The 9,848-nt window shown below is 41.1% G+C and carries 10 protein-coding genes and 1 other annotated feature; all 10 genes read right to left on the bottom strand.

All coding sequences use genetic code 11. The features are described 5' to 3' along the window. Positions 1 to 49: 49 nt before the first annotated feature. Entirely contained in the window at positions 50 to 1,369 is a 1,320-nt protein-coding gene (locus AC1DSK_RS02970) for a solute carrier family 23 protein (protein WP_477546569.1), read from the bottom strand. Between the two features lie 19 nt (positions 1,370 to 1,388). Beyond that, positions 1,389 to 1,928 (bottom strand): bifunctional pyr operon transcriptional regulator/uracil phosphoribosyltransferase PyrR, encoded by a 540-nt coding sequence (gene pyrR, locus AC1DSK_RS02965; RefSeq protein WP_016427752.1) that lies wholly within the window; start codon positions 1,926 to 1,928, stop codon positions 1,389 to 1,391. A 290-nt stretch (positions 1,929 to 2,218) separates the two neighbouring features. Further along, the gene (locus AC1DSK_RS02960) at positions 2,219 to 3,145 is read right to left on the bottom strand and encodes an RluA family pseudouridine synthase (protein WP_477546570.1); all 927 of its coding nucleotides are present in this window, start codon (positions 3,143 to 3,145) and stop codon (positions 2,219 to 2,221) included. Then, positions 3,146 to 3,631, bottom strand: coding sequence for a signal peptidase II (gene lspA, locus AC1DSK_RS02955; RefSeq protein WP_477546571.1), 486 nt, complete (start codon positions 3,629 to 3,631; stop codon positions 3,146 to 3,148). A 142-nt stretch (positions 3,632 to 3,773) separates the two neighbouring features. Continuing rightward, positions 3,774 to 6,536 carry an isoleucine--tRNA ligase gene (gene ileS / locus AC1DSK_RS02950; RefSeq protein ID WP_477546572.1) on the bottom strand — a complete coding sequence of 921 codons (2,763 nt, stop codon included), beginning with the start codon at positions 6,534 to 6,536 and terminating at the stop codon, positions 3,774 to 3,776. 84 nt (positions 6,537 to 6,620) lie between these two features. Further along, positions 6,621 to 6,844 (bottom strand) — a binding site (T-box leader). Positions 6,845 to 6,965: 121 nt separating this feature from the next. Further along, positions 6,966 to 7,475, bottom strand: a complete 510-nt coding sequence (locus AC1DSK_RS02945) for a DivIVA domain-containing protein (RefSeq protein ID WP_016427756.1) — start codon at positions 7,473 to 7,475, stop codon at positions 6,966 to 6,968. Between the two features lie 97 nt (positions 7,476 to 7,572). Next, positions 7,573 to 8,361, bottom strand: a complete 789-nt coding sequence (locus tag AC1DSK_RS02940) for a YlmH family RNA-binding protein (RefSeq protein ID WP_016427757.1) — start codon at positions 8,359 to 8,361, stop codon at positions 7,573 to 7,575. Positions 8,362 to 8,415: 54 nt separating this feature from the next. Then, the gene (locus tag AC1DSK_RS02935; RefSeq protein WP_016427758.1) at positions 8,416 to 8,676 is read right to left on the bottom strand and encodes a YggT family protein; all 261 of its coding nucleotides are present in this window, start codon (positions 8,674 to 8,676) and stop codon (positions 8,416 to 8,418) included. A gap of 20 nt (positions 8,677 to 8,696) precedes the next feature. After that, the gene (locus AC1DSK_RS02930) at positions 8,697 to 9,158 is read right to left on the bottom strand and encodes a cell division protein SepF (RefSeq protein ID WP_477546573.1); all 462 of its coding nucleotides are present in this window, start codon (positions 9,156 to 9,158) and stop codon (positions 8,697 to 8,699) included. Further along, entirely contained in the window at positions 9,155 to 9,844 is a 690-nt protein-coding gene (locus AC1DSK_RS02925; RefSeq protein WP_016427760.1) for a YggS family pyridoxal phosphate-dependent enzyme, read from the bottom strand. Before AC1DSK_RS02925 ends, AC1DSK_RS02930 begins: the two co-directional genes overlap by 4 nt. Positions 9,845 to 9,848: the final 4 nt, after the last annotated feature.

Raw genomic sequence — 9,848 nt, 5'->3', positions numbered from 1 at the left:
CGGAACTCTACCAGTTGGTTTCCCTTTTCCTGCCTCTCTGGACTAGGTATTAAAAGGATGTTGTATTTGATTTATCTTCCAATGAATCGATGGCTTCTTGCGGTCTACCTGGAAGGACTAAGTTTAGTAGAACACCCACCAAGGCAGCCAATGCCATTCCACCGACTTCAAACGTTTCGGTGAAGTGTAATTTCGCTCCTCCAATCCCGATTACCAGGATGATGGATGAAATGACCAAGTTACGCTTGTCTCCAAAATCAATCTTGTTATCAACCAACATACGCAGACCTGAAGACGCAATAATCCCGAAGAGTAAAATCGAAATTCCGCCAAGCACTGGAGTTGGAATCGTAGCAATGAGTGCCATGACTTTGCCGAAGAATGAAAAGGCGATAGCAAGAATAGCCGCTCCCCCAATGACATACACGCTGTATACTCGAGTAATCGCTAGCACTCCGATGTTTTCACCGTAGGTTGTTTTCGGAGGTCCTCCCAACAGACCGCTGATGAAAGTACCAAGACCGTCACCGAGCAATGAACGATGAAGTCCTGGCTCTTTTATGTAATTGCGGTTTACGATTTTCCCTAAAACCAATTGATGACCGATATGTTCTGAAATGGTCACAATCGCGATTGGTACCATCAACCAAAGCAATGTCGGTGTGATGATAAATTCATAGTCTACTCCGGGAATCAGGAATTCAGGAGCTGACAACCAGTTTGCTTTTGTTACTGGTTCGAAGTTGACAATACCGATAATCAAGGAGTACACGTATCCAACGATGATTCCGATTAGAACCGGCATTAAGCTGATGATTCCTCTGAAGAACAATGTCGCGACAACAGCTGCAGCCAATGTCACCAAAGCAGCAGAGAAGTGCAACATGCTGTATTCTTTTATTCCGTCCAAATCCGGGTCGATGTTCATCGCCATATCGATGGCAACAGGAGATAATGCCAAGCCGATTACGATGATCACGGGCGCAACCACGATTGGTGGTAAAATTTTCATAATCCATTTATAGCCTGTTTTCCAAATTATCAAAGACACGATAAAGTAGACGATTGCGACGAATAGACTGCCAATCATGGCACTTCCGATTCCACCTTCCTTTGTAGCCATTTGAATCGGCAAGATGAAGGCAAATGAAGAACCTAGATAAGCTGGAACTTGAAATTTCGTTACAAACATAAAGATCAGTGTCGCAATACCGCTAGTCAATAGCGCAATCGCTGGACTTAGACCAACCAATTGTGGAACCAGTATGGTCGCCCCAAACATGGCGAACATATGTTGAATACTTAGTGTTGTCAGCTTACCTGCTGAAGGCCTATCATGTATGTCCAAAACTGTTTGTGTGTTTGCCATCCCATTCTCCCCCAATCACCTATTCGTAAATTGTTACACTGTCTTCATGATCTGTTTCCTGCAAACGGACCACGATTCTTTCCAAGCTTGCCGTCGGGATATTTTTCCCGACATAGTCTGCGCGTACTGGCAATTCCCGATGACCCCGATCGATTAAGACTGCCAATTGAATTTGTGATGGTCTTCCCAAATCCATTACCGCATCCATTGCGGCTCTTACTGTTCGGCCAGTATACAATACGTCATCAACCAAAATCACTTTCTGGTTGGTCACAACATGTTGAATATCCACTTGTTGAACGAGTGGCTCTTTGTTTTCAGTTTTCATGGATAGGTCGTCTCTGTATAATGTAATATCCAGCTCGCCTGCTTTGATTGACTTTCCTTCAATTTTTTCAATTTTGGCAGCCAGCCGATTCGCCAAATAAGCGCCTCTAGTTTTGATGCCGACGAGAATGCAATTCTCTATTCCTTTGTTGCGTTCAATAATTTCATGAGCTATCCGTGTCAATGCACGGTTAATTGCTTGTTCATCCAAAATATTCGCTTTTTCAACCATTTCAGATTCTCCTTTTATTAGAAAAGCGTAAAGCGTCATTCTCGGGCTGCCGCTTGTAGCTAGTCATTATTTTTCGCAAAATAAAAACCCTCTCGTCCGAAAATGGATGAGAGGGTGTGAATGCAGAAAATTAGGCGTATAGGAACACACAGCATGTGTTTTTATACGTTCACTGTTACCTTCTCAGCCTCTCTGGACTGTTTTTAAAGGTGTTCTATTAAATTTTGTATTGTTTAGGAATTTCGAGTATGAGCTTTGAATTGCGCTCTACACTTTTTATAAGTATAGATTTACTTTTCTTTGCTGTCAACATTTGATTTCATTTCTTCTAGCAAAGCCTGGAACTCTGCAGGCAACGGCGCTTCAAATTCCAAGTACTCTTCCGTACGAGGATGAATGAAACCTAGAACCCCGGCATGCAACGCTTGACCGTCAAAATCAATCGTTTTTTTCGGTCCATACTTAGGGTCACCTGCAAGCGGGAAACCAATGTATTTCATATGCACACGAATCTGATGTGTACGGCCTGTTTCCAGACGGCACTCAACCAATGTGAAGTTGCCAAAGCGTTCCAAAACACGGAAATGCGTTACGGCATGTTTACCTTTATCAATGACAGCCATGCTTTGACGATCACGTGCATCACGTCCGATTGGTGCATCAACAGTTCCTTTGTCATGTGGAATATGCCCATGGACTAAAGCTGTGTATTTTCGAGTAACTGTCTTTTTCACCAATTGATCTACTAATGATTCATGCGCTTTATCATTTTTTGCAACCATTAATAAGCCTGAAGTATCTTTATCGATACGGTGTACAATACCTGGACGCATAACACCATTAATACCCGACAAATCCTTCACTTGATACATCAAACCATTTACAAGTGTCCCTGAAGTATGGCCAGGAGCAGGATGTACGACCATGCCGCGTGGTTTATTCACTACTAAAACATCTTCATCTTCATAAACGATTTCAAGGTTTAAGTCTTCTGCTTCGATATCCAGAATTTCTGCATCCGGTACAGTAACATTAATAACATCATTTGGTTTTACTTTGTAATTCGATTTTGCTGATTCGCCGTTGACCAGAACCGCTCCATCTTTCAGCCAAATTTGAATTTGACTGCGAGACCAATCCGCTTCAAGCGTTGCCAATGCTTTATCGATTCGTTCACCTTTTTGTTGTTCTGAAATCTTATACGTAAAATCTTCCATCTATTCACCTTTTCTCTTTGCAGCTTTTTCTGCTTTTTCTTCAAAATACAATACGACGATGAGCATAATCACGCCGATAGTTAATGCTGCATCAGCAACGTTAAAAATCGGGAATTCATAATTAATGACCGGGATAAGAACGTCAGCAAAATCCACTACTTCACCACGGAACAAACGATCAATAAAATTCCCAAGAGTACCACCAAGTAAAACCATCAAACTTAATTGAAAGTATGGCTTTCCTTTTGCTTCTTTATGAAAGTAATACAAAATACCAATGACCACGACGATGGTGACGATTGTAAATAGCCACATCTGCCCTTCCAACATTCCCCACGCCGCTCCACGATTGCGATGGGAAAGTAAAGCAAATGTAGGGTCCATTAAGACAATTCGTTCACCTAGCTCCATATTTTTTACAACTAACCATTTTGTCCATTGATCAATCGCCACAACGGCAATTGCTACTAAATAAAAAATGTACACGTATGTTCCTCCGTTACGCAAGTATCTTAGCTAGTTTAACACATAACATGAACAGACAGAAAGAGCTGCCCGAAAAGGGCAGCTCTTTCAAATGGAGGATTACTTTGCCCGGCTATGTTCGAAAGCCAGCACCTCCTATATTTTATACGTAATATTTTTCTACTACATCTGCACATCGTGGACATAATGTTGGATGTTTTTCGTTTTCTCCCACATTGGAAGAAATCGTCCAGCATCGTTCACATTTTTCACCTTGTGCTTTAGTAACGACAACAGAAGAAACTTCAAGGTTTAAAGCATCCGCTGGTGCATCTTCTTTTGAACCTGCAAGTGTAAAGTCCGACACGATAAAGAATTGTGCAAAGTCCACTTTGCTTGCGTCAAATGCTTCCACTAATTCTTTTTTCACATAAAGCGTAACTTTTGCTTCAAGTGACTTACCGATAACTTTCGCATTACGCGCTTCTTCCAAAGCTTTCAATACATCGTCACGTACCAGCATCAATTGTTGATACTTCGTACGTAAACCTGCAAATGAATCATGAGTTGTCGCTTCAGGGAAGTCAGTCAGTTGTACACTTTCTTCTGTTTCTTGTGTCATGAAGACCCATAGCTCATCCGTCGTATGCGGTAAAATTGGTGTTGTCACTTTCAACAATGCGATCAAAGTATCGTACATGACAGTTTGCATCGCACGACGATGTGAATTGTCTTCACCTTCGATATAAACAACATCTTTTGCAATATCCAAGTAGAATGAGCTCAAATCAGACGATACAAAATTGTTTACAGCATGGTAAACGCTTGGGAAGTCATACTTGTCATAAGCTTTGCGAACTGTTTCGATCAAATCTTGCAGTTTCATGAACATGTATTGATCTACTTCACGTAAATCTTCATAAGCAACGCGATCGGTCTGTGGATTGAAGTCCGATACATTCCCATGAAGGAAACGGAAGGTATTACGGATTTTACGGTAAACTTCAGCAACTTGCTTGAAATTTGAGTCCGTTACGCGAACGTCTGCAGTGTAATCGACAGATGCTACCCATAGACGAAGAATGTCAGCACCTAGTTGATTCATGACTTTAGCAGGGTCGATTACGTTTCCGATCGACTTACTCATCTTGCGTCCTTCTCCATCAAGTGTGAAACCATGACTCAATAATCCTTTGTACGGGGCGTGGCCGCTGATGGCAACACTTGTCGTTAACGAGGAATTAAACCATCCACGATATTGATCCGATCCCTCCAAATATAAGTCAGCTGGATACGAAAGATCTTCACGCTCATCAAGTACAGCTTGGTGAGAAGATCCTGAATCAAACCAAACATCCATAATATCCGTTTCTTTTGTGAAGCGGCCGTTTGGACTATTTGGGTGTGTGAATCCTTCTGGAAGCAAGTCTTTCGCTTCACGTTCGAACCACACCGTTGAACCGTGTTCACGGAACAATTTTGAAACATGGGCAATCGTTTCTTCTGTTAAAATTGGTTCTCCATCTTCCGCATAGAAGACAGGGATTGGAACACCCCATACACGTTGTCGTGAGATACACCAGTCTCCACGGTCACGGACCATGTTGAAGAGACGAGTCTCACCCCATGCTGGAGTGAATGATGTCTCCTTAATTGCTTTTAATAATTGGTCGCGGAATGCTTCAACTGAAGCAAACCATTGAGCTGTTGCCCGGAAAATAACTGGCTTTTTAGTGCGCCAGTCATGAGGTGCAGAGTGTGTAAAGAATGTTAGTTTTTCTAATGCACCAGCAGCATCCAAAGCTTCTGTGATAACTTTATTGGCTTTATCATAGAATAACCCTTCGAAGCCAGGTGCTTCAGCAGTCAATACGCCACGGTCATCGATTGGTGAAAGTACTTCAAGTCCATACGCTTTACCAACTTGGAAGTCTTCTTCCCCGTGTCCAGGAGCTGTATGAACACATCCAGTACCGCCCTCGTCCGTTACATGGTCCCCGAGCATTACAAGCGAATCACGATCATATAAAGGGTGTTTGGCTACCATGCGATCCATTTGTTCACCTTTTAATGTCTGAACAATCTCATAAGAATCCCATTCAAGAGCAGTTACCACAGTCTCCAGTAATGCTTTTGCTACAAGATAGCGCGTTGATGCAACTTCCACAATTACATAGTCGAATTCAGGATTTACTGAAATTCCAAGATTAGCTGGAATTGTCCAAGGTGTAGTCGTCCAAATAATAATTTTAGTACCTTCAGCAACTACGCCTTTACCATCTGTCACTTCAAAACTTACGTAGATAGAAGGAGATTTTTTGTCCTGGTATTCGATTTCAGCTTCTGCTAAAGCAGATTCACTTGATGGAGACCAATAAACTGGTTTTAAACCTTTATAGATATAGCCTTTACGTGCCATTTCACCGAACACTTCAATTTGACGTGATTCATACGCTGGTTTCAATGTCACATATGGATTTTCCCAATCACCTTGCACACCAAGACGTTTAAATTGTTCACGTTGACGGTCAATTTGTTCATAAGCATATGTTTCACACAAGTTCCGGAATTCTGCTACAGTCATTTCTTTGCGATTGACACCTTTATTCGTTAAAGCTTGCTCAATCGGAAGACCGTGCGTATCCCAACCAGGAACATACGGTGCATAATAACCAGTCATAGATTTGTGTCGTACAATCATGTCTTTAAGCACTTTGTTCATAGCATGACCCATGTGAATATCGCCGTTCGCATATGGAGGACCATCATGTAAAATGAAACTCGGGCGGCCTTTGGTACGCTCCAGTACTTTTTCATAAAGTTTCATTTCATTCCATTTTTCTTGCATCGCCGGTTCACGTGTAGGTAAACCACCGCGCATTGGGAACTCAGTTTTTGGCATCAATAACGTATTTTTATATTCCAATTAAAAAACCTCCTCTTAATATGACAAGCGCAATGCTTGCAGGGACAATCAACTTAAACTAAACAAAAAAACTCCTCATCCCAATGAAGGGACGAGAAGTTATAACTCGCGGTACCACCCTAATTGCAACATGAAGAAGTTGCCAGCTTAGATCACGTTAACGGTGTGAATCCGAAATCACTTACAAAATCAAGTTCAGCGATTTTACTCAAGAGTGATTTTCATTTGATTGCCGCCTGTCCGGGCTTCCACCATCCCCGGATCGCTTTTCTGTGCTTTCAAACTACTGTCTCTTTCAGCGTATTAATATAAAATAATGTGTATAGTTTCACTATGTCTAGCTACAAACGCCTGCTATATAGACGTTCTTCGCTTTTCTTATAATATGTAGATATTATAGGGAATGATTCCATAATCGTCAAGCTGTGCTTAGTCTTCTTTTGAATCCATTCTTTCCAGCTGAGTTGTGTCCACTTCATATTGCATCAAGTGATCCCAATCATCAGTGTTAATTAAATCAAGTTGTGCTTCCACCAACATTTTGAAACGGTTACGGAAAACTTTTGATTGCTTCTTCAAATCTTCGATCTCGAGGGCAATGCGGCGAGCTTTCGTCAACGCTTCATTTACGATACGGTCCGCATTTTTCTCAGCTTCTTTAACAATTAACTTTGCTTCTTTTTGAGAGTTTCGACGTACTTCTTCTGCAGCTTCTTGTGCAACCACGATTGACTTCTGAAGTGTCATTTCAATAGTTGTGAAATGGCCAACTCGCTCACTTGACGACTTCAATTTCTCTTCCAATTCTTTTTTATCTTTGATTAGAAGTTCGAAATCTTTAATCACTTGGTCCAAAAATTCGTTGACTTCATCTTCATTATAGCCTCGGAACCCCCGACCAAACTCTTTGTTATGAATATCTAGTGGTGATAGCGGCATTTCAAAAATCTCCCCTTTACTTACTGCATCATTTCCCACTATTATACCGTTCATTGTGGTTGATGACATCAATAATTCGAATTTTCTTGAATATATTTCACGAATTTTGTTCGATTCGCCCTATTTGTAATCGTATTTTGTCTTTCTTTGTACGTCCTTCAATCATGCCAATCCGAATTCTCCCATAGCCCCTAATAGATAGCAAATCGGATTCATGCAGTTCGAATGATGGTTGTTCGCGAACAGTCCAGTTCACTTTCACTTTTCCGCCATGAACCAACAGCGATGCTTTCTGTCTGGAAACATTAAATAGAGAAGCGATGATGGTATCAATTCGCATTGAGCTTACCGTATGCGTTTCCTCCACCCAAACATCCTGGTTTTCTAAATAGGAATGATCAGGTTGCAGTTCTTCAACATGAACTTTGGCTTTGCCAATGGAGGTAAGATGCATCCGCACAAAATCTGCAACTTCCGAAGCTACCGCAAATTCAATTCGATTGTCGTCAACGCGAATATCTCCGAATTTTGATCGATCCAATCCTAATGACATAAGGGAGCCTAAAACATCGGGGTGCTCAATGTTGATGAATTTCGAAGGGTATTTAATCGAAAACATTGTGATGTCATAGTCATCATCAGTCGCAGCGAAATATGAAGGGGAAATAAGCATACGTTTTCTTTCAGCTTCCGGAAATTCACCAAAAGCCGTCGTTAACACATCTCCATTCTGACCGATAAGGGCATGTACGATAAATTGCTGTCTTGGATCTAAAAAATCAGTCAACTTTGGCGCATAGCGATCCTGTGTCTCCCTAAGCCATCCGCTGACTTGTTCGATAAATGATTGTTCGTCTTTACGGAAATGTTGCAAAACTTGTTCCATCTTTGCTCTTCCTTTCAATGGTCAAAAAAAGCCCCACGAAAGTGAGGCAATCTGTTAGACAAGTCCACTTAAAGTTGCCAATCCTCCACGTGCGAGGTTTAAAACAAGTATAGCCACAATTGGCGATACATCAATCATTCCAAAAGGTGGGATAAAGCGTCTGAACACTTCTAAGTACGGTTCGCATATTTTTTCAAACATCCGACCGATACTCGATTCTTTCACACTTGGTACCCAAGACATGAAAATATAGATGATCAGTAAAATTGAATACACATAAATTGCTTCATTAAGTATATAAATTACAAAATCCATAAGTACTAATTACACCTCAATTATTGTATGTCATCATAAAAGTAGTCGGAAATGGCTCCAGCCACTTCAACGGTATCGGGTGCACACAAGAAAATATCGGTGCCAATTCGCTGAATATCTCCGCCTAAAGCATACACGGTTCCACTTAAAAAATCCACAATCCGAATTCCCTGATCTTTATCGATACGTTGTAAATTGACTACAACTGCACGTTTGTTTTTCAAATGCTCCGAAATATCTTGTGCTTCAGCATACACCCGTGGTTCCACCAAGATTACTTTTGAAGATTTTTGTAAGTTTTGGAGGCTCACAATGTTTGGCGTTGTATTTGACTCTGCTTGCACAACTCTTCTTTCCTTTGTCGTTTTGCGAACAGTCGGTTGAGGCATTGGCTGAGACTCTTTTCTGCGTTCAATCGTTGTTGGAATTTCTTCTTCTTCATCTAAGTAAAAAAAGTTTTTGAATTTATTTTTCATACTCATGTAAGATCCTCACTTTCATCTCCGACTAGTGCTGTACCGATTCGGACGTATGTGGCGCCTTCTTCTATTGCGATTTCAAAATCATTCGACATACCCATAGATAATTCTGTACAAGGTGCATGTACATAGCCTTTGCTGGCTATATTCATTTGCATGTCCTTGAGAGATTTAAAGACATTGCGAATCACTTGTTCATCAGACGTATTTGGTGCCATAGTCATTAATCCAATGATGCGTATTTGATGATGGTCACTTAAAGATTCAATGAATGAATGAACATCCCTCAATTCAATTCCATGCTTAGCTTGTTCACCGGAAACATTGACCTGAACAAAGCAATCAATCTTTTGGGTTACCCTTTTTTGAATTTCGTCAGCTAGGCTCATTCGATCCAATGAGTGCAAAACCTGAACATTGTTTATGACTTGCTTAACTTTGCGTGTTTGTAATGAACCGATATAATGCCAGATTGCGGGCGTGTCAATTTCAGCTTGTTTTGCCAGCAAACCCTCCGGACGATTTTCTCCAAGATGATTAAGTCCTGCATATAGGGCTTCCTGCGTTCTCTCTACAGTAACAGATTTAGTGACTGCTATAATATGAACATCGTTGATAGAACGATTGGCACGGGCACATGCCTGACTGATTTGCTGTTGTATTTGTTGAAGTTTACGCTGTATTGGCATTTTT

It is taken from the genome of Paenisporosarcina sp. P4_B8 (genome assembly GCF_056402175.1).
This window is presented reverse-complemented; position numbering and strand designations above follow the sequence as displayed.